Raw genomic sequence first — 21,562 nt, 5'->3', positions numbered from 1 at the left:
GTCTGATACCCCGCCACTTTGGCACAATGATGCCGTCGGGAGGGCGTCCACTCCATCGACCCCGTATTCCTGGCGGTGGGCATCAATGAAGCCCAGCATCATTTCTGTCGGCGGTCGAGCTCCGCCAGCGCAAAATACGCCGATGCCTTGCGCAGGATTTCATTTGCTTGGCGCAGCTCTCGGTTCTCCCGCTCCAGCGCCTTCATCCGCTCCGCCATCTCGGTCGGAATGCCGGCACGCCGGCCGCCGTCCACCTCGGCCTTCTTGACCCAATCGTTCAGGGTCGGCGCCGAGCAGCCGATCTTGGCCGCAATCGACAGGATGGCCTGCCAACGTGAGCCATGCTGGCCCTCATTGTCCAGAACCAGCCGCACCGCGCGTTCGCGCACCTCAGGGGAAAACTTGTTCGTCGTCTTGCTCATGATGCTCCATCCTACTCAAGAGTTGGAGCCTCCGGCAAACTCGGAGCGGTTCAGTCAGGTGTGCTCAATCAACGTCGGGCGCTGGATTGCGCGCGTTCATGAAGCCCCGCACCTGCCGCGTTACCCAGGACAAGATCGCTTCACCGGTGCGCTGTTCCAATGGCGTTCGGTCGCCATATTCTTCGCGCAGCCGTTCCAATTCGATAAACATCTCCGCGACGACAGGGGCATAGTCAGGATCGGTATAGAAGTTCCGCGTTTCTGCCGGATCCCGCTGACGGTCCAGTAATTCCCACTGATCCACATTCGGGGCGTAGTAATGCACCAGTTTGTAGCGGTCGGTGATGACGCCCAGATGACAGGGAACGTTATGTTCACCGGGGCATTCGTAATAATGGTAATAGGCGCTTTTCCGCCAGTCCGGCGTCTCCCCGGACTGCAACAGAGGCCGCAGGCTGCGGCCCTGCATGCGGGGGTCGGCAGGCACCCCCGCCGCGTCCAGAATGGTGGCCGGGATGTCGAGTTGTGAGGCCAGCGCTGCCACGCGCTGTTGCGGGGCCGCCACGCCGGGCCAGCGCAGCAGCAGCGGGGTGCGTACCGAGGGTTCCATGATCCAGCGTTTGTCGAACCAGCCATATTCCCCTAGATAGGCCCCCTGGTCGGACGTGTAGATGACCAGGGTGTTGTCGGCCTGTCCCGTCTGTTCCAGATGATCCAGCAGGCGTCCGACATTGCGATCCACACTGTCCACAGTACGCAGGTAATCGCGCATGAAACGCTGGTAACGCCAGGACAGGCGCTGGTCAGGGCTGGGCTTGGTCGCCGCATAGGCAGCGTTCTCCGCCCCGTAAGCCTGTTCATAGGCCGCCCGTTCCGCCGGGGTCAGCTCGTCGGGATACTGAAAATGCAGATCGCGCCCGGACATGTCTCGGCCGATATCCATCTGGGCCCGGCCAACCACGGGGGCACGATCCGTCAAGCCTTGGCGCAGGCTGTTCGGCTCGGGCACGAGGCCGTCGCGATGGGCGGAGAGATCGGCGATATCGGGGTCCCAGGTCCGGTGCGGCGCCTTGTAATGTACCATCAACAGGAAGGGCCGGTCGGACGCCTGCCGCTCCCCCTGCAGCCAGGACAGGGCCCGGTCCGTCGTGTCCGTGGTGACATAGCCCGGCCATTGCGCCTTGCCCGTCTGGCTGCGGACATTGGCGTGGAAATAGCGTCCCTGCCCCACCGTATCGGTCAGGATCTCCCAATGGTCGAAGCCGGTGGGCGTTGTCGCCAGATGCCATTTGCCGATCAGCGCCGTCTCATACCCGGCCGCCTGCAGCATCTTCGGCACCGTCGGTTGTTCGCCATCGAACCGATCCAGGTTGCTGTACTGGCCGTTCACATGGCTCATGGCGCCGGTCAGGATGGCCGCACGGGCCGGCGCGCAGATGGAATTGGGCACCAGCGCCCGGTCGAAGACCACGCCGTCCGCCGCCAGCCGGTCGATATTGGGTGTCCGGTTCAGGTTGCCGCCATAGGCGGAGATGGCCTGATAGGCATGGTCATCGGCCATAATGAACAGGATATTGGGCTGCCCAGCCTTTTTCGGCCGGGTGGCCATCGGCGGCATATCGTTGGCTGGTTCCGAGAGGGGCGACAGGAACCAGCCCAGGGCCAGGGCCGGGACCAGGGCGACGCCGAGTGCCGCCCGCTTCCAGGTGAGGATGCGCATCATCGGGTTCCTTATTGGGTGCCCGTGGTCCAACGTCCACAGACGCGCCACGGCAATTGCGGGTGGGTCCAGCGCGGTTCGGCCAGCCCCTTATCCCATTCATCCAGCAGGCGGGTGAGGTCGCCCGTCACCTCTGGCCGCTGGGCGCGCAGGTCATGGCGTTCCGCCGGGTCGGCGGACAGGTCGAACAGCTTCGTATCGCCCCCTTCCCGCCGCAGCTTCCAGTCGCCCCGCCGCACGGCCGCCACCTTGCCGGCGCGCCAGAACAGCGGCCGGCTGGCATCGCCCATATGGCGCATCAGGTCACGCCCGTCCAGTTCCGGCGGCAGGTTCGTCACCCCCGCCGCCGCCAGCGCCGTGGCCGCAACATCCAGGGTGGAGGCATTCCCGGCCACAATGCCAGAGGGAGGAAGCCGCGCCGGCCAACCCATCAGGAAGGGCACACGCAGGCCGCCTTCCATGATGCTGAACTTGCCGGCATTGACGATAGGGTCGCAGCCGCACACACCCTTGCCCACGGCACAGCCATTGTCCGACATGAACAGGATCAGGGTGTTCTGGCGCAAACCGTCGCGCTCCAGCCGATCCAGGATCGCCCCGATACTGTCGTCCAGGGCGGCGATCATGCCGAAATAGATGCGCATCTCCGGACTTTCGACGCCGGGAAACCGCTCCGCATAGCGCCGGGGCACCTGAAACGGCAGATGGGGCGCATGATGGGCCACATGCAGGTAGAAGGGCCGGTCGCGGTTCGCCTCAATGAAAGACAGGGCCTGATCGGTGATGGCCTCCGTCATGTAATAGCCTTTCGGAATGTCCACCTGCTTCTCCCCATCAAAAATGACGGGGGTTCCCAGAGGCTTGGGCTCGCCGATGCCGCCGGATGGCTGGAAGGACAGGATGCCGGGATCATCGGCGCGGGCATAGCTCATGGTGCCGGGCAGAAAGCCATAGAACCGGTCGAAGCCACGCCGCAGCGGGTGCTGGGCCGGATCGAACCCCTGGTGCCATTTGCCGATAAGGGCCGTGGCATAACCACCGTCACGCAGCCGTTCGGCCAGGATCGGCTGGCCGGCGGGCAGCCCCACGGGATCGCCGTCATCGTCGGCCTTCTCCTGCGTCTTCGCACGGTTTTCGGCAATGTTAAACTCGAAGCCGAAACGCTGCTGGTGCCGGCCGGTCAGCAGACCGGCGCGTGAGGGCGCGCACATTGGGGCGGTGACATAGCCATTGGCGAAGGCGACGCCCCATTGCGCAATCCGGTCGATATTGGGCGTGGGAACCCGGCCCGCCCCCAGGGTCGAGACGTCCGACCAGCCCAGATCGTCGGCCATGATGACGATGATGTTGGGCGGGCGGGTCAGGCTGGCGGGATCGGCGGCGGGCAAGGTGGCACCGGCCGGGGCCGACGCGCCGATATGGGCATCGGCATAGGCACCCTGGCGTGTATCCATCCGCCCCACGACATAGCGCTCATTATCCATCATGCGGCTGTAGGTGCGCCAGCCATACCAGCCGCCGGCCGCCAGTGCCGGTATCAGCAGGGCGGCCGACAATTTCAGCCAGCGGCGGCTTTTCTTCACAGGCTCAGTCATGGGCTTTCCATTCCAGTCTGTCGCTGGCCGCGTAGCCGTAGCGCACGGCGCGGGCGCTCAGGCCCCCCTTGAGCAGATCCAGCGGGATGGGCTTGGTGTAAAGGCGCCAATGTTCGGCGGGATCGGTGGGCAGGCGCCAGCCGATGGAGGCCGCGGACAGCGCATTCTCCAAAAACAGGTGACCATCTGCGACGCGGGCCGTGGGGGCGGGCGTGGCCGGCTGGTGACCGCCCAGCCACATGCGGGCCACCATCTCCGCCTCCGGAACCGCCGACAGGTCGCCGACGCGGGCGTTGAAATCGTCCAGCGCCAGACGCAGCCGCGCCAGATTGTCCGCCTGTGCCGGATCATAGACCAGATTGGTCAACTCATCCGGGTCCGTCTGCCGGTCATACAGTTCCTCCGCCGCCATTGGCTGGAAATAGCGGGCCTGCACTTGTGTCAGCTTCCCGGCCTTGTGCGCGGCTTCCAGGTCCCACATGGCGGGCAGCATGTCGCGCGCCTTGTGCGGATAGAGCAGCGGCAGGTCGTGGCGGTAATTGCGGATATAGGTATATCGCGCATCCCGCACCGATTTGGACCGTGTCGTCACATTCTCAAACCGGTCGGCGGCCGCGAAGGCATAATCCGGGGCGGGGTCGGCGAACAGGTCGCGGCCAGCCAGCCCGTCCGGCCGTGGTACCTGTGCCATGGCCAGGACGGTGGGGGCGATATCCACGAAGCTGGCCAGATCATCCCGCACCGTGCCGGCCATGGCGCCGTCGGGAAAACGCACGATAAAGGGCAAGCGCAGGCCCGTCTCCGTCAGGCTGCGCTTGCCGCGCGGCACGCCTTCGCCATTGTCGGAAGTGAAGATGACGATGCTGCTGTCCAGCACCCCATCCTCCCGCAACCGATCCAGCGTGCGGCCCAGTTCGATATCGGCGGCATGGGCCTCGTCATACATCTGGGCCAGTTGCCGGCGGGTGTCGGGTGCATCGACCAGCCAGGGCGGCACGGTCACGTCCTTCGGGTTTGTCAGGCGCGGATAGCGGCCGAGCGTCATGGCATTGCGCACCTGTGCCGCCAGATCAGCCAGCGAGCGCGGCCAGTGCCACCAAGTCACGCCATAGGATTCATGCGTCAGCATGATGGTACGCATATGGAAGAAGGGCAGGCCGTCGGGCCGGTGTCGCCAGCTTGCCCCGTCACCGCTTTCATCCCAAATCGTGAAGGGCTCCCCAAACTGGTAATCGGTCTTGGCATTATTGCTGGCGAAATAGCCGGCAGCGCGCAGCCGTTCGGGGAAGGCCTTCACCCCTTCCGGCGGCACCGCCTGGTAGCGGAAGTCGGAAGCACCGCCCAGGATGCGGCCCTTATCCTCCGGTGTGGTGCGCATATGCATGGTGCCCAGCGTCTGCTGGTGCAGACCGGTGATCAGGGCGGACCGCGACGGCGCGCAGACGGGTGAGGTCGCATACATGCGGTCGAACCGCACACCTTCGCGCGCCAGACGGTCCATGTTGGGCGTATTAGCCAACCGGTCGCCATAGGCGCCGATGCGCAGCCCGATATCATCGGCCACGACCAGCACGATGTTGGGCCTCCCGGCGGGATCGGGCCGGCGAAACACCGGCCCCTCCTCCCGCTCCGGCCAAAACCAGAGGGTCAGCGCCACGGCGAGCCCGGCCAGGATGGGGATTTTCCAGCGTCTTTTCATAATGGGCGTCCCCTCAATGCGCTGCCAGCCGCTTGCCGTTATGGGTGATCAGCCCACCATCCTCCCCGTCGCCCCAGGCCGGCATGGCCTGCGCCCGGCTCCACCCATCCAGCAGGGCGCGCAGCCGCGCTGCCTCATCCGGCGCACCGGCCGCAAGGTCAGCCTTCTCTCCCTGATCAGCCGGCAGGTTGAACAGGAAGTCGGTGCGCGGATAGGCTGCCGGATCGGCGCTGTAGACGGGGCCGATCGCCTCCTCCCGCTTGCGGTTGTCCAGGCCCAGCATCCCTCGGATGGCCTGTGCCGCCGGGCGATGGCCGACGGATTTCTCCGCATCCGGCGCGGCATCGGCGTAGGAGACTAGCTTCCGGTCGCCGTCACGCACGGCCGCCGCGCGGCCCGCCCGCCAGAACAGCGCGCGATCCACCCTGCCCTCCAGTACCTGGGCCAGATCGGCACCCTGGAAGCCTTCGGGTGCAATGGCACCAGTGATGCGCGCCACGGTGGGCATCACGTCCAGCAGGGAGGCGACATTATCGCTGACCATGCCGCGCTGGTCTGCCGGCAATGCCGGGTCGCGCAGGATCAGCGGCACGCGCACCCCACCCTCGAACAAGGTGCCCTTGAAGTTGGAGACGGGTCCCGCCTCACACCAGGGAAACTTGTCCGGGCAGCCATTGTCCGACGCGAAGATGATGGTGGTGTTCTCGTAAAGCCCTTGCCGCTTCAGCGTCTCCACCACCTTGCCCACACCGGCATCCAAGGCGGCCACCTTGGCGGCATAGGTCCGCTCGTCCCCCGTCAGGTTCGGGAACAGGGACAGGTAATGGGCCGGCGCCTCCATCGGCCCGTGCGGGTCGGTGTAGGCGAGGTAGAGCAGGAACGGTTCCGCCCGGTGGCCGATGATGAAGCCCTGGGCCTCCGCCGTGAACCGGTCAGTCAGGTACTCATCGACCTGCACCGTCTCCCCGTTGCGCTCGATGGGTGTCAGATCGCGGTCGACCCCGCCCGACATGATGAAGAAGCGTTTGTCCGTGACATCGCCCGGCTGCGGCCGCGTGATAAAGCTGGAAGCCCCATGCAGCAGGGCGAATGTCTCCTCGAACCCCTGCGCCTGCGGCACGCTTTCCGGCTGTACGCCCAGATGCCATTTGCCGACCATGCCAGTGCGGTATCCGGCCGGCCGCACCATCTCCGCCACGGTGACCTGCGCACCCGGCATCTGGCGGCGGCGCTCCAGTTCGCTGAACTGGACATTGGGATTGTATTCAAAGCCAAAGGACTGCTGATACCGGCCCGACATTAGCCCGGCGCGTGACGGGGCGCAGACCGGGGCGGTCGCATAGGCCTGGGTGAAGCGCACACCGTCAGCCGCCAGCGCATCGATATGGGGTGTGCGCGACAGCTTGCCGCCATACACATTCAGGGTGCCATAACCCAGATCGTCGGCCAGGATCAGGACCACATTGCGGGGCCCGGCACTGCGCGCGGCCGGGGCCGTGCGGTCCAGTGTCGCCAGGTCGGGCGGTGGGGATTCATCCGGCCCGATGTAAAGCTGGCCGAAGAAGCCGGCCGTGGCCACCAGGGCCAATCCGGCCAGCCCGCCCGCCGACCAGGCCAGCGCGCGTGCGATCTTCTTTCCGGTGGTCGTCATGACGCACCTCCCTTTGTCTTTCCGGCCAGGAAGTCCCGGTATCGGTCCAGAGCCGGATCGTTGGTTTCTTCAAGGTGGCGCAACAGCACCTGCCGTAGTGACGCCAGCCGTTCCGCATGCGCTTTATTGTCGGCAAGGTTGGTCAGACCGTCAGGATCGCGGTCGACATTGAACAGTTCCTCCGGTACGCGATGGCGGAAAAGGTCCACGCGCGCCGCCATGGCCGGGTCCTTCTCCGCCAGTTCCTGCATCGCCGGATAGGTGCGGCCCAGCATCGCCTCCGCCACGAAGGCCTTTTTGCCATCCGCCCAGGGCGACCAGATATAGAGCCAGCCATCGCGCGACCGCACCGCGCGGGAGGTGAAATCCAGATCCAGGAAGGGCACGAGGCCGGTATTGACCTGCGCCAGATAGGTGAAGACGTGATCAGGTCCCGCATCCGCCTGCCCCGCCAGCAGCGGCAGCAGCGAGCGCCCGTCCAGCACCACGGGGGATGGCACCCCGGCGGCGTCCAGGATCGTGGGGGCGATGTCGATACCCGAGACCATGTGGCTGTCATCCACACCACCCGCCGACACCCGGTCCGGCCAGCGCACCACCATCAAGGTGCGCGTGCCATTCTCGTACAGGGTCGATTTGCCGAACGGAAAGGCCATGCCATTGTCCGACACCAGAATGACCAGCGTATAGGGTGCGGCCCCCGACCGTTCCAGCGCCGCCAGTACCGCCCCCACCGACTGGTCCGCCCGATGGACGGAGGTGAAATACTCCGCCATCTCACGCGAGATGGAAGGCGCCTGAGGGAGGAAGCCGGGGATGGACGCATCGCCCTGCTTGTACGCATCTGTCGGGCCCGTTGGATAGTCCAGACCCGCCGCACGGTCCAGCAGCGCCAGCGGGTTGGACGTGCCGGCAAAGGGCCGGTGCGGGTCATTGATGTTCAGGTTTAGGAAAAAGGGCGTGCCCCGCCGGGCCGCATCGCGGAAGAAGGCTTCGGCCTGTTCACCCATTTTTTCCGGAATGCGGCCCACACCATTGTCGCGCTCGGCCACGAAATAGTCCCAGCGGTCGGGCATATAGGGCGGGGTATGGGTGACCTTGTTGACGATCCCGACGCGATAGCCGTTGGCGCGCAGCGTGTCGGCCAGGGTCGGCACATCCTCATTGATGCGGTTGAAGCCGGTGGCCCCGTTGCGCGGCGGGTACATGCCCGTCATCCAGACCGAGCGCGACGGCTGACAGATGGGCGAAGTGACAAAGGCCCGCCGGAACAACATCCCCTGCCCGGCCAGCGCATCGATATGCGGCGTCACGCCCCGCACATCGGCGCCCAGGATGCCGGCCGAGTTCCAGTTCATGTCATCGACCGTCAGCAGCAGGATATTGGGCCGTTCCGGCGCCTGCTGCCAGGTTGCCGTCGCACTGCCCGCCGCCAGTTCCACCTTGGAGGCGGGCAGGTTCAGACGACGCTGCGCCACCACGCCGATCACGGTCAGCAGCGCCAGCGTCACGATGGCCGCAACCAGCCGGAAAGCCCATTTCCTGACCAATTTTCCTACCCCTATTTCCTGCTGTTTTGTTGTTTCAGTGGTCATGGCGCCGGCTCATCCGCCTTCGGAAGGGGGCGCAGCCAGACCGCCTGTCCACCACCCGGCGCCAGATCCAGGGCCAGGCGGTCGCCGGCACGCACCGTCTGCCGCCGCACGACGAAGGCTTCCGGATTGCGGCGCCAGTCTGCATCCGGTGCGTCGGCCCAGATGGTGGCCGCATAGGTCCGGCCCGGCTCCAGGAAATCCAGCAGTTGTTCCAGGCGGCGGCCTTCCCCGTCGGTGATGGCGCCCAGATACCAGTCGTCGCTGTGCCGGTCCTGGCGGGCGACCAGCGCGAAGCGCCCGACATCGCCCTGCAAGGCGATGGAGCGGGCCCAGTCAACCGGTACCTGCCGGATGAAGGACAGCGCATCGGGCCGGGCCCGATAATTCTCGATGAAATCGGCCGCCATCTGCACGGGGCTGTAGAACACGACATAAAGCGCCAGTTGCTTGGCCAGCGTCGTATTCACCCGCGTGCGCAGCAGCGACCGGTGCAGCACCCCGCGCCAGCCCGGCAGTTCACTGAAATCCACATCCAGGATTCCCGGCGTGAAATCCATGGGCCCGGCCAGCATGCGGGTGAAGAACAGCGTGGGCTCATGGTCCGGCGGGTTGCCGCCATGGACGGCATCCATGCCGTTATATTCCTGGCCGCGCGCGCTTTCCCGCGCCATCAGGTTGGGGAAGGTGCGGCGCAGGCCGGTATCCTTCACCGCCTCATGCGCGACGATGGCGATATGGTTGATGGCCGCCAGCCGGGCCAGCCGTTCCTCATGCTCCACCATGGGCTGGCTGTACTGCCATTCCCGCGCCTCACCCCCGTCGGGCTGGCGCACGCGCAGGCCCGGCTGGCGGGCGACGTATCCCGTCTTCACCACAGGCACGCCAAGGTCGCGGAACAGGTCCAGCCCGGCCTGCATCTTGGCTTCGTAATGGATCAGGTCGCCCGATGTCTCGTGATGGCCGATCAGGGCGACGCCCCTGGCCTTTGCATAGGCGACCAGACCCTTCAGGTCGAACGCGTCATAGGGCTGGGTGAAGCTGAACGGCGTGCCGTCGGGCGACGGCCAGCTTTCCCAGCCGCGGTTCCAGCTTTCCACCAGTACGCCACCAAAGCCGTTTTCAGCGGCAAAGTCGATATAGTCCCTCACTCGCCTGTCATTGGCGCCATAGTTCGCGCCCGGCACCCGGTCCCAGACATGGGTAATGAAGCCCCACCAGACGCCAACATATTTCATCGGACGGCCGTAGCTTTCCGCCGGGATGGCGGGTGGATCGTTCAGGTTCAGCAGCAGGCGGGAATTGGCCAGGTCGACGGGCCGCCGCCCAATCTGGACCAGACGCCAGGGCGTGCGCAGGGGGCCGGCACCGCGGACGGCCACCCCATCGGCGCGCGGCACCAGTTGCGCGCGCAGCCGCCCGCCCGGCTGCGAAGCCAGGACCATGCCGGCAAAATGGCGCAGGCCGGCCTCATGGATCGACAGGGCCGTTCCCTCTCTCCGCGACAGGGTCAGCGGCGTGTGCACGGCACGGGCCTGCGGCTGGGCCGGCAGGTCGGACAGCGGCGTCCTGCGGATGAGATACTCATCCCGCGCGATGCCCCAAGCCGGGACCCACCAGGCCGTCAGCGATTGCGGCGGGGCGAATTCCGTCAGTTCATCCGTCACGGTCCAGGCGGCTTCGCCCGCCCGCTCATACCGCAAGGCGATACCGTCATCATAGGCACGGAAAACAATGTCGATGCCGGGATAGGTGAGGCGCATTTCCTGGAACCGGTCGCGGATGAACCGTTCCTCGCCCCACGGTTGTTCCCAGGTTTCATCCTGGCCGCGCCGTTGCACCGCTGTCGGCATTGGCGATGCCGGCAGCCGGACACTGTCCACCACCAGCCCCAGGCGGGCAGGTCCCAGAATCTCCTGCCCGTCCAGGCGCACGGCATAGAGGGGACCCTGTGCGTCCCCTCCCACGGACAGTTCGATGCGCCCGTCCGGCGAGGTCAGCAGCACCGTCTCCTGCATCGCCCCCGGCGGGGCCGCAATTGCCGGGGCGGCCGGCCAGCGGGCCATATCCTCCGTCTGCATGCGCGCCATCAGCAGGGACGGCCCCCACCAGACGGCGGCACCCAGCAGCGCCGGGACACCCAGGACGGCCAGCCAGCCTTTCCTCACGACGCGGTCTCCCGCCGGGGAAGATCGGCGGCACAGCGGAAGCCGACATGCATATGGCTGGATTCCGGCGTGGAATGGCCGCGTGCGGTGATGCGGAACCCATGGCACAGGCTGGGATCGCACAGGAAAGATCCGCCCTTCTGCACCCGCTCCTCACCCTGCGTCGGCCCCAGACGGCTGGCGCGGCCATCATAGGCGGCATAGCGATCCTCCACCCATTCCCACACATTGCCGGCCATGTCGGTCAGGCCCAGCTTCGTATGGCCATAGGCGCCGACGGGGGAGGTGGTCAGGTAGCCATCCTTGCCGCTATTGGCATAAGGGAACTGCCCAGTCCAGAAATTGGCGGCATAGACGCCGTCCTGCTATACCCTGTCCCCGAACGGGTAGCGGCCGGGATCGTTGCGGCCGTTGCGCGCCGCATGTTCCCATTCCACCTCCGTCGGCAGCCGCTTGCCGGCCCAGGCGCAATAGGTCTTGGCGTCGTACCAGGACACCTGCGTGACGGGATGGTCATCCGCGGGCGCATCCGCTTCCGGCCCGCGCGGATGGCGCCATTCTGCCCCCGGCACCAGCCGCCATTCGCCGGTGCCGAAGGTCATAACCGCCCCATCGCCCAGGCACTCTGCCGTGGTCCGATGCTTCGACGCGGCCACGAAACGGCGGAAATCCGCCACGGTGACAGGGCTGCGATCCAGCCGGAAGGAGGCGACGGCGGTATCGCTGACCGGTGCCTCGTCGGCGTATCCCTCGTTACTGCCACGCGTCACCGCTCCGGCCGGCACCGTCACCATGTCCGCCGTGTCAGGCGCCGGCACGGTCGCTGACAGTTTAGCCGGATCGGGCATGCAGTGGCGGGGCTCCGCCCGCGCCACCGGCCAGAAATGCCAGAGCGCACCTAGGGCCGTGACCGACACCAGGGCGGCCACCGCCGCCAGACGCCATCCGAACCGCATTCGAACCTCCATTTCCCGATTTGCAAGACGCGGCATTTCAGGCCTCCCGCACAAACCGCAGCAGGAACCCGCCAGAGGCCAGGCAATCGACGGGCAACCTGTCCCGCGCCGTCAGGCCGGAACGCTGCTGCCAGCGCGTTTCCGTCGCTTCCACGCCATCCGTGACGGCCGACAGGGTCCAGCCGCCTTCCCCCAGGAAATCGAGCGCCAGATCGGTCTGCCAGACGGTATCCCGGCCGTTCAGACCCGCCACCCACCATTCCGCACCCTGGCGGCGGGCCAGCACGGCATGGCTGTCGGGGTCGCCGGACAGGATGCGCAGCCCGTCCCAGGCCGTGGGCATCGCCCCCATCATCGCCTGGATATAGGGCCTGTCGCGGAACAAGGGTTGATAGCCCTTGGTCGGATCAATGGCATCATCGGCATAATGCTGGATGCCCGACGCAAAGGCCGCCGCCAGCGCCAGGGAGTGGGCGTAACTGATGCCCGACGCCTTGCGCGCCAGCTCAAAGCAGACGGGCGTGTAATCCATGGGGCCGATCGGATTGCGTACCAGGGCCATGCGTACATGGTCTAATGCCCCTGGCCCCTTGTCCCCCGTCAGCAGCGCGTAGGGGAAGGGGAACATATAGGTCTCCCCGCCGCGCACCGCCTCCATGCTCATCAGGTTGGGGAATTCCCGCTCCCAGCCGCGCGGGATGGTGCAGCCATGCAGGTTGACCATCAGGCCCGCCCGCGCCGCATCCACCAGCAGGTCGCGCATGCGGGTCAGGTGCAGCGGCTTGTCGCTATGCCAGAAATCGACCTTGACGCCGCGCACGCCCCACCCGGCGATCTTGGCGAATTCCGCCTGACGGGTCACGGCGTCCGTAATGCGGTCGCGCGGCGATCCGGGCCGGTCGTTGTTGGCGCCACCGGAATTGTACCAGAGCCAGATGCCGACCTTGCGCGACCTTGCATAGTCGGCCAGCGCCCGCACGGCGGTTTCCGGCGCCGGCGCCATGACCTGATCCCATTTGCCGTCCACCACGACATAAGGCCAGCCCCAGGCCGCTGCCTGGTCCACATGCGCCTTCTGCGCCTCCAGATCGCCCGTGGCCCGGTGTACCAGCCAGTCCCAGGCGGCAACCCCCGGTTGGACCCAGGCCGGGATTTCCCCACCGAACAGCGGGTTCAGTGGCGGGCTGACATCGGTGACCAGCGTAGAGGCGGCGACCTGCGACAGCGTACCGGCCATGGCCACGCGCCAGGGTGTGCGGACGGGCAGAGACAGCGTCGGCGCCGATGCCCCCTCTCCCAGCGCCTCCTCCACCGGCGGCAGTCGGGCGCACAGGGTCCGTCCGTCGGCGGCCTGAAGCTGCAGCCCGTGGAAATCCACCAGTCCGGCTTCCGACAGCAGAAGATAGGGCCCGGCATCGGTCACGCGCGCCAGCAGCGGCAGGAACCATCCACCGCCGCGTTCCAGGCGGCCTGCATCCAGGCGCTGGTGATAGGTCTCATAGGATGGCGCGGCCGGGTTCAGGCGTGCGCGCGCTGCATAAGGCTGCATCCACAGCGCCGCCCCTGCCGGCAGGCGGAAGCCGGTCGCCTCACCCGTCACCATAGCCATCGGGGCCAACCCGGCCTGGGCTGGAATGACATAGCGCCAACCGGCCCCGTCATCCTGCACATGCAACTCGACGCCAACCCGCAAGCCCTTTGCGTTGCGCCACCAGAACAGGGCACGGCTGGCCCGGAAGGCCGGCGCCACGTTCTTGCCATGCGACAGACGGTAGCTGTCCGAAAGGTCGCTCCGCTCCCCCTCCTGCTGCGTCAGTCCGGCATATTGCTCATCCCCTTCCAGGGACAGCCCCATGCCCGACCAGTCCAGCAGGGTGGCGACGCCCAGCGACAGACGCCAGAACAGCCCTCCGCCCCCGTCCAGGCCCAGCCGCAGTGACAGGTCGCCGTCCGGCGAGGCGACGACGGCCACCTCGCGCACATCCGCCGGCACCAGCCCCCCCTCCTCCACAGCGCGGGTGCAGGAAGCCAGACCGCCCAGGCCCAGCAGCATCAGCAATTGCCGCCGGTTCACGCCCGTCTCCGATCACGCATGCATTCAAATTTTGAATGATCAGTAGGAAACATGCTATCATCCTGATCAAGAACGGATTTGGGGAGGTTTTGCGGGTGGCGAGGAAGCAGGAAATTGCCGTCGATACGGCCATGCCCGAGCAGGTCAGCCGGACGGCGGCGAAATTCACGCGCAAGCGGCTGGCCGTGCTGCGTGGGGCAGCCAGGGTTTTTGCCCGGCTGGGCTTTCACCGCGCCTCGCTGGCCGATGTCGGGACCGAGTTGGACCTGACCGCCGCTGCCATCTACTACTATGTCAGTTCCAAGGACGAGATGCTGTACCAATGCGGCCAGGTGGCCCTGGAACAGTTGAACGCCGCCCTGAAGGAAGCCTGGGACAGCGGTGCCGACGGACTGGACAGCCTGCGCGTCTTCTTTCGCAAATATGCGGAGATCGTCTGCGACGATTTTGGACGCTGCCTGGTGCTGACCAATGCCGACGACCTGCCGACGGAATTCCGCGATGGAGCCCTGGCCGGCCGGCGTGCGCTGGACAGCCAGGTGCGGGAGATGATCCGGCGTGGGATTGCCGATGGGTCGCTGCGCGATGTCAGCCCGCATGGGCTGAGCTCCATGCTGTTCGGATCGCTGAACAGCATGACCCGCTGGTGGACGCCTGATGGTCCGTTGCAACCGGCCCAGGTGGCGGATCTTTATCTCGACATGCTGGTGCAAGGCATTACCCCGGTGCGCAATTCCTGAAGCGAAGGGACCGGCCCTGTCTGCGTCAATAGCGGACCGTGACACGCCCGCCCAGGAAACGGCCCGCTTCCCGTGGGACGACATGGGCTGTGCTCCCCAGTCGCCCGACCGACGCCGACTGTGTGGGCACCTCGATGATGGTGCTGACATAGAAACTGTTAGTCAGGTTCTTGGCGAAGACCTGCAGATCCAGGGCGCCGTCGAAAAACTCCACCCCCAGCGCCGCGTCCAGCACACCGTAGGAATCCTGGATGCATTCCGGATGCTGGGTCAGGCAGTGCTGCATGCTGCTCTGCCAGCGATAAGCACCCTGAAGGTAGGTGTTCACGCCGTCATAGGGCAGCGGTACCTCGTATCGGCCGACAGCGCTGAACTTCCACTTCGCGGTGTTGGGGGGACGGGCACCGGCCAGGTCCTGACGCTGTGGCACGGCAACAGTCACAATCCGTGTGGTGGCCGACGACACATCCAGAGCGCGGGCATTGACGTAAGTACAGCCGGCCGCCGCTGTCTGTCCGCCGTAACAGGCGGCATTGGCGAATTCCCGGATCTCTGCATCGATATAGGCCCCGCCGATCTGCAGGCTGACATTGCTGAACGGGCGGGCGATCACGTCCAGTTCCACGCCCTTGCTCCGCACTTGGCCAGCATTCTCCAACTGGAAGCTCTGGCTGTCATCGTCATAGGCCTGGACCTGGAAATCATCATAGTTGGACAGGAAGGCCGCCACATTGACCAGCAACCGCCCGCCCAACTGGGTCGACCGCAGGCCGACCTCGTAGCTGTCCACTGTTTCCGGATCGACGACCTCCCCGTCCTGGCGGGGTACCGGCCCCTTGTAGCCGCGGGCGTAGCTGGCATAGCCGAACAGCTCTTTGCTGAAATTATACTCCAGCGCCGCCTTGCCACTGTATCCCGTCTCCTCCGCCTCCACCTTGCGGCCGCCGGTGGTCGTGCTGGTGCGCGCGCCATTGCGCACAAACCCGGTGGGTGTCTGCACATAGGCGTCATACTGCCGGTTCACCAGCTCGCCCACCGCCTCGACATGGTCGCGGGTGACGCGCATGCCGCCCACCAGCTTCAGCGCGTCGGTCAGGCTCCAATCGACTTGGCCGAAGCCGGCATAGCTAAAAACCTCGGTGCGGGAAGGACCACGCGTCTCTTCCAGAGCCATGTTGCCGATAACGCAACTGCGTGCCGGATCAGGCGTCGTCCCCTGCATCGTGATCGTGCAGGTTGATGCCGTCAGGTTTGGTGGAATGACCAATGCATCACCCAAATAGGCACGGCGCTGCAAGCCTGATGAATGGGTGTTGCGCACGAACAGGTAGGTACCCGCCACCCAGCCAACATTGCCGCGATCATAGGATTCCAGCCGCAGTTCCTGCGTGAACTGTTCCGCATCACTGCCATCGCCATAGGGGTAGGTGCCGATGAAACTATCGGTGTAGCCATCCGCATCCGTGTCAAAGGAACCAGTCGGCAGCACGCTCTGCCCAGGCCGGGGTGTGAGGGCCGGCGTATCGACGGGAAGCCCGTCAGAATCCAGCCTGGCGTCGGCTTCCGCCTGCTTCTTGCGATAGGCGGTGATGGAGATCAGGTCCAGCGGCTCGAAGGAGTAGCGCGCCTCCAGCGACGCCCCCCAGACTTCTGTCGCCCCTCCGTCACGCACGCTGTTGACGTTGGCGATATCCGCTTTTTCCCCCGCGACGGTCGGCGCCAGATAGGCCGCCCGATCGGTACTGAGGTTGAAACGGTCGATGAACTGGCCGCCACCGCCCTCGGTCTTCGAATATTCGGCGATCAGGCGTGCCTCGAAATTTTCGGTTGGCTCGTAGAGGAATTGGCCGCGGGCACCATATTGCTTGCGTTCCCCGATGTCGGTGCCGGACAGGTTCTCAATGTAATCGCCTTGTTTGACATAGAAAGCGGCCAGCCGGGCAGCGACACTGTCGGACAGGGGGCCGCTGACCACCGCGCGCCCACGCCGCGTATCCTGCTCGCCCAGCTCCATTTCCACCTGACCTTCCGGATCGCGGGTCGGACGCTTGGTGATGATGCTGATGGCACCGGCCGACGCGTTCTTGCCGAACAGCGTGCCCTGCGGGCCGCGCAGAACCTCCACCCGCTGCACGTCGAACAGCTCACCGAACGCCTCGTTCGTAGCACCCATGACGACCCCGTCCACCACGACGGCCACGCTGGGCTCCACGGTGGCGCCGAAGGCCTGACTGCCCACGCCGCGGATGTTGAAAGAATTGCCATTGCCGGAACTGTCACTGGTCACTGACACGGACGGCGCCATGTTCACCACATCCTCGAACTTGCGGATGTTGGCTTCCTCCAGGTTGCGGCTGTCCAGCAGGGTCAGGCCCATGCTCAATCGCTGCAGGCTTTGTTGCCGGCGCTGGGCCGTGACAATGATCTCTTCCAGCACGACAGGCTCTTCCTTGGACGCCCGGTCACCCTCAATGGCGCGTGCCAATGGAGACAGATGCGTTTCCTTGGGTTTCTCCTGTTCAGCCCCGGCCTGGCCGCAGACAAGCACCGCCATTGCGGCCGCGCCACAGCGCAACACGCCCTTACCCATTGCTTCCTCCCCGGCCAGTCCGGCCGATTGTGATTATTATGGGCCGGTATTTTCCCGACCTTGTCCGATGATGATGCACAGGCCGTCAGAGTTTGTCCATATGGATAAATAACTCCGACCGAGATTTTTCTCGACACCCCGTTGCGCTTGCGACCGAACTGTCCACCGGGATAAAACTGCGCGAAAGTCGGGGAGGAAGCGGGATGGATAAGAAGGCATCGGTCGAGAAGGTGACTGCGGAACAGGGAAGCCAGCCCCGCCGTCGCCGTGGCCCGATCCCGAAGTCGCATGCGGAAGGCGGCATGGCGGAGCCCGTTCGCGACGTCATCCTGGGGGCCGCCGTCACCGAGTTTTCCGAAAAGGGTTTCCTGGGCACCACCACCCGTGACATTGCCAGCCGGGCCGGCGTCAACCACGGCATGGTCACCTATTATTTCAAAAGCAAGGAAGCCCTTTGGCGCGAAGCGACACGCCTGATCTTTGGTCGCCTGGCCGCAGAAGTGATGGAAGGCGTAGAGATACCGACCACGCGCCAGGAACTGCGCCAGGTGGCGGCGAACGGCATTCGCCGGTTCGTGCATTACTGCGCACGCCACCCCGACTATGTCCGGTTCATGTTCCATGAATCGATCCAGCGCAGCGATCGCCTGTCCTGGCTGGCCGAAAATTTTCTGCGCCCCGCCCACGCGGCGGCAGCCATGTTCATTAGCCGGTTGCAGGAAGAGAAGCTGACGGCCGACATCCCGCCCGTCTCCCTGCTCTACCTGATCGTCGGCGGCGCCCAAGTCATGTATGTCATGGCCAACGAAGTCGAGGCCGTCTGGGGTGTCGATCCCTTTGCTGAAAAGACCATCGACGCCCATGCCGACGCCCTGATCGGCATGGTGCTGCGCGACGCCTGATCCACTGGCGTCGCTATTTATCCATCAGGACAAAAACCTTGACAAGCGCCCGGTATAGGGGCTTCTCTTGCTAAAATAATTTATCCGTTGGGATAAATATGCCGCCCGTTGATCGTTATCCGGGCGATGCAGATACCCACCGGGCAAGGGAGGACAAAATGATGACCAACAGGCTAGGCGCCCGCCGCCGGACGGAGGCGCGCGATGAAGTTGAGGCGTGAGGGCCGATTCCTGGACAGGATGCTGCGGGCGTCCGGCGTCCTGATGCAAAGCCGCGCGAATTCAGGGCGAACGGTGCCGGACCTGCTGGAAGCCAGCATGGACCGCCATCGCGATCGGATCGCCATCGAATTCGAAGGCCGCACCCTCACCTATGGGCAGGTCGAGGCACAGGCTAACCGCATTGCGCGCTGGGCATTGACCCAGGGTTTGCGGCGTGGCGACGTGGTGGCCCTGTTTATTGAGACGCGCCCGGAATTCTTCACAGCCTGGTTCGGGTTGGCCAAGGTTGGCGTGGTCACGGCCCTGATCAACGCGCAACTGTCCGGCTCATCCCTGGCGCATTGTGTCCGTATCGCTGGCGCCCGCGCGGTCATCGTGGGCAGCGAGTTGCTGGAAGCCTGGACCACGGTTGCCGACCAGACGGGGCTGCCGGAGGCGATCTGGTGCTGCACCGACGGTGCGGTGCCGGGCGTGTCCGGCCCAGGCGGTATGCGCGATCTGGATCAGGCGCTGGGCGCCTGCTCCGCCTTGCGGCCCAAGCGCGACATCCGCAGCGGCATGACCAATGCCGATCCCCTGCTCTATATCTTCACCAGCGGCACCACCGGCCTGCCCAAGGCGGCAACCATACGCGGGGCGCGGGGCATGGCCCTGCTCTGCACCTTCGGCCGTGTGCTGAACCTCACGCCCGACGACCGGGTCTATGTCTGCCTGCCGCATTATCACGCCTCCGGTGGCCTGTGCGGCGTCGGATCAGCGCTGACGCGCGGTGCCTGCATGGTGCTACGCCGTCGCTTTTCCGCCACACGGTTCTGGGCCGACGTCCGCGACCAGGGGGTCACCGCCTTCATCTATATCGGCGAATTGTTCCGATACCTGGTGAATCAGCCCGCCTGCACGGAGGAACGCGGGCACAGGATCCGCGTGGCCTTCGGCAGCGGCCTGCGGCCGGAAGTGTGGGAACAGGTCGAACAGCGCTTCGGCATCCATGATGTCGTGGAGTTCTACGGCGCCACGGAGGGCAATGTCAGCCTGATCAATTTCGACGGGCATCGTGGTGCCGTGGGGCGCATTCCCCCCTATCTGAAGCGGCTGATGCCGGTGAAGATCGTGCGTTTCGACCATGAAACCGAGGCACCGGCGCGCGATGCCAACGGACGATGCATCGAAGCCGATATCGGCGAGACGGGCGAAGCCATCGGCCGCATCGGCGACAGCGTGCGGGAGAAGTTCGACGGCTATGTCCAGGACAAGGGGCAGACGGCAGCCAAAATTCTCTGCGACGTGTTCCGCAAGGGGGATCGCTGGTACCGCACGGGCGACCTGCTGCGGCGCGACGCCGATGGCTATTTCTACTTTATCGACCGGATCGGCGACACGTTCCGCTGGAAGGGCGAGAATGTAGCCACCAGCGAGGTCGCACGCGTGGCTGCCACCGCCCCCGGGGTGCTGGAAGCCATCGTCTATGGTGTGGGGGTGCCGGGGAATGAGGGACGGGCCGGCATGGCGGCTCTTGTTATCAACCCGGAACAATTCAGCCCCGACCTGCTCGCCGCCCATCTGGAACGCGACCTGCCACGCTATGCGCGTCCCCTGTTTGTGCGCCTTTGCACCGGATTGTGCACGACGGGAACGTACAAGTATCGCAAGCAGGAATGGATTCAGGATGGTTACGACCCCGGAACAGTCTCTGACCCGCTGTTCATCCTGGATGGCGACAGCAACCGCTACCGGCCGCTGGATTCACAAACCCACGCACGGCTGCTGGCCGGCGCCTTGAAGGTCTGACGCAATGGACGAGACGGCCCTGCTTCAGGACCTGTTCACAACACAGCGCGCGGCAAGGCGGAGTGCGGGGATGCCCGACGCTGCCCTGCGGCGCGACCGGCTGGACCGCTGTGTCCGGCTGCTGCTGGTCCACCAGGACAGCATCGCCGCCGCCCTGGATGCCGATTATGGCAGCCGGTCGCGGCGCGTCACGCAATTGGCGGAGATCTATGGCTCGGTGGCTACCCTGCGCCATGCCCGCGCCAATCTGGCCCGCTGGATGCAGCCCCGGCGCCAGCCCCTGGAACTGGCGCTGGCGCTGACCGGGGCGCGGGCGGAGATACGCTACGAGCCCAAGGGTGTGGTTGGCATCGCAAGCCCCTGGAACTTCCCTGTCAATCTCAGTTTTGCACCGCTGGCCGGTGCCCTGGCGGCGGGCAACAGCGCCATCGTCAAGGTATCCGAACACACGCCGCGCACCGCGACCCTGCTGGCCCGCCTCGTGGAGAAGCATTTCGCAACGGAGGAATTATCCTTCGTCTGCGGCGGACCCGCCTTCGGTGCCGCCTTCGCACAATTGCCCTGGGATCATCTGCTGTTCACCGGCGGGACCGAAACAGGCCGCGCCGTCATGGCGGCGGCGGCCGGCAACCTGACACCCGTGACGCTGGAACTGGGCGGAAAAAGCCCGGTAATCGTCGGCAAGGGCGCCGACCTGACGCTGGCCGCCGACCGCATCCTGGCGGGCAAAATCATGAATGCCGGCCAAATCTGCTTGGCGCCGGACTATCTGTTGATCGAGAAGGAGCGGCTGCCTGCCCTGCTGGACGGGTTCCGCCGGTCCGCTTCCCGCTTCACCACCGGCTTCGCCACGGCGCCGGATTTTGGCGCCATCATCAATGAGGGCCAGCGCGACCGGCTGCACGCCTTGTTGGCGGACGCAGGAGCAAGCGGCGGCACCATCCTTCCCCTGACAGGGGAGGCCGATGCGCGGGCCTGTGCTACCGCGGGCCGGTTGCCCCCGACCCTGGTCATCGATCCCGGCCCCCAGGCCCGTATCCTGCGGGAAGAGATTTTCGGCCCCCTGCTGCTGATCCTGACCCGACCGTCGCTGGCGGAGATGCTGGCGGTCGTACGCTCCCGGCCCACGCCGCTGGCGCTCTATTATTTCGGCCGGGACCGGCGGGAACAGGAAGCCGTGCTGACTCAGATTCCGTCCGGCGGCGTCACCATCAACGACATCATCCTGCACGCCGGGATCGAGGATTTGCCGCTCGGCGGTGTCGGCGCGTCCGGCATGGGCGCCTATCACGGCCATCGCGGCTTCCTGGAATTCTCCCACCAGCGCGCCCTGTTCCGCCAGGGCTACATCGATATCGGCCGCATCCTGCGCCCGCCCTACGGCCCCTGGTTCGACCGCGCGCTGCGCTGGCGGCTGCGCGGCTGATGTCCTCCACAAAAAGG

The 21,562-nt window shown here is 65.6% G+C and carries 12 protein-coding genes, 2 pseudogenes and 1 other annotated feature; of the genes and pseudogenes, 4 read left to right on the top strand and 10 right to left on the bottom strand.

The window, feature by feature from the left end:
• From KBA48_RS19905 to KBA48_RS19865, 9 genes and pseudogenes are all read right to left on the bottom strand, one after another.
• Positions 1-422, bottom strand: a pseudogene (locus KBA48_RS19905) (transposase); the annotation flags it as partial.
• Positions 37-141: a sequence feature (AL1L pseudoknot), on the bottom strand. (Overlaps the previous pseudogene by 105 nt.)
• Before the next feature lie 64 nt (positions 423-486).
• Entirely contained in the window at positions 487-2,145 is a 1,659-nt protein-coding gene (locus KBA48_RS19900; protein WP_292909593.1) for a sulfatase, read from the bottom strand.
• 8 nt (positions 2,146-2,153) lie between these two features.
• Complete coding sequence (locus KBA48_RS19895; RefSeq protein WP_292909591.1) at positions 2,154-3,737, bottom strand: sulfatase-like hydrolase/transferase; 1,584 nt, start codon at positions 3,735-3,737, stop codon at positions 2,154-2,156.
• Positions 3,730-5,436 (bottom strand): sulfatase, encoded by a 1,707-nt coding sequence (locus KBA48_RS19890; protein WP_292909589.1) that lies wholly within the window; start codon positions 5,434-5,436, stop codon positions 3,730-3,732. Before KBA48_RS19890 ends, KBA48_RS19895 begins: the two co-directional genes overlap by 8 nt.
• 13 nt (positions 5,437-5,449) lie before the next feature.
• On the bottom strand, positions 5,450-7,087 hold the full coding sequence (locus tag KBA48_RS19885) for a sulfatase-like hydrolase/transferase (protein WP_292909587.1): 1,638 nt from the start codon (positions 7,085-7,087) through the stop codon (positions 5,450-5,452).
• Positions 7,084-8,637, bottom strand: a complete 1,554-nt coding sequence (locus KBA48_RS19880; protein WP_292909585.1) for a sulfatase — start codon at positions 8,635-8,637, stop codon at positions 7,084-7,086. Before KBA48_RS19880 ends, KBA48_RS19885 begins: the two co-directional genes overlap by 4 nt.
• A gap of 41 nt (positions 8,638-8,678) precedes the next feature.
• Positions 8,679-10,847: a glycoside hydrolase family 97 protein gene (locus KBA48_RS19875; protein WP_292909583.1), complete on the bottom strand. Its 2,169-nt coding sequence runs from the start codon at positions 10,845-10,847 to the stop codon at positions 8,679-8,681.
• Positions 10,844-11,641 (bottom strand): annotated as a pseudogene (locus tag KBA48_RS19870) (formylglycine-generating enzyme family protein). Before KBA48_RS19870 ends, KBA48_RS19875 begins: the two are co-directional and overlap by 4 nt.
• Before the next feature lie 199 nt (positions 11,642-11,840).
• The gene (locus KBA48_RS19865; RefSeq protein WP_292909581.1) at positions 11,841-13,877 is read right to left on the bottom strand and encodes a glycoside hydrolase family 97 protein; all 2,037 of its coding nucleotides are present in this window, start codon (positions 13,875-13,877) and stop codon (positions 11,841-11,843) included.
• A 95-nt stretch (positions 13,878-13,972) separates the two neighbouring features.
• Between KBA48_RS19865 and KBA48_RS19860 the strand changes: the two genes are divergently transcribed.
• Complete coding sequence (locus tag KBA48_RS19860; RefSeq protein ID WP_292909579.1) at positions 13,973-14,617, top strand: TetR/AcrR family transcriptional regulator; 645 nt, start codon at positions 13,973-13,975, stop codon at positions 14,615-14,617.
• A gap of 25 nt (positions 14,618-14,642) precedes the next feature.
• Here the strand turns inward: KBA48_RS19860 and KBA48_RS19855 are convergent, their stop codons facing one another.
• Entirely contained in the window at positions 14,643-17,207 is a 2,565-nt protein-coding gene (locus KBA48_RS19855; protein WP_292909577.1) for a TonB-dependent receptor, read from the bottom strand.
• 203 nt (positions 17,208-17,410) lie between these two features.
• Here KBA48_RS19855 and KBA48_RS19850 point away from each other — a divergent pair, with 203 nt between their 5' ends.
• The 3 genes from KBA48_RS19850 (at position 17,411) to KBA48_RS19840 (ending at position 21,545) form a co-directional block, all read left to right on the top strand.
• A complete protein-coding gene (locus KBA48_RS19850; protein WP_292909575.1) occupies positions 17,411-18,109 on the top strand; it encodes a TetR/AcrR family transcriptional regulator in 699 nt (232 codons plus the stop codon).
• Positions 18,110-18,313: 204 nt separating this feature from the next.
• Positions 18,314-20,119: a long-chain-acyl-CoA synthetase gene (locus tag KBA48_RS19845; protein ID WP_292909573.1), complete on the top strand. Its 1,806-nt coding sequence runs from the start codon at positions 18,314-18,316 to the stop codon at positions 20,117-20,119.
• Positions 20,120-20,189: 70 nt separating this feature from the next.
• A complete protein-coding gene (locus KBA48_RS19840) occupies positions 20,190-21,545 on the top strand; it encodes an aldehyde dehydrogenase family protein (protein WP_292909571.1) in 1,356 nt (451 codons plus the stop codon).
• Positions 21,546-21,562: the final 17 nt, after the last annotated feature.

Source organism: Niveispirillum sp. (assembly GCF_017996735.1).
Lineage (GTDB): Bacteria > Pseudomonadota > Alphaproteobacteria > Azospirillales > Azospirillaceae > Niveispirillum.
The sequence above is the reverse complement of the archived record's forward strand: the minus strand, read 5'-3'. Positions and strand labels throughout refer to the sequence as shown.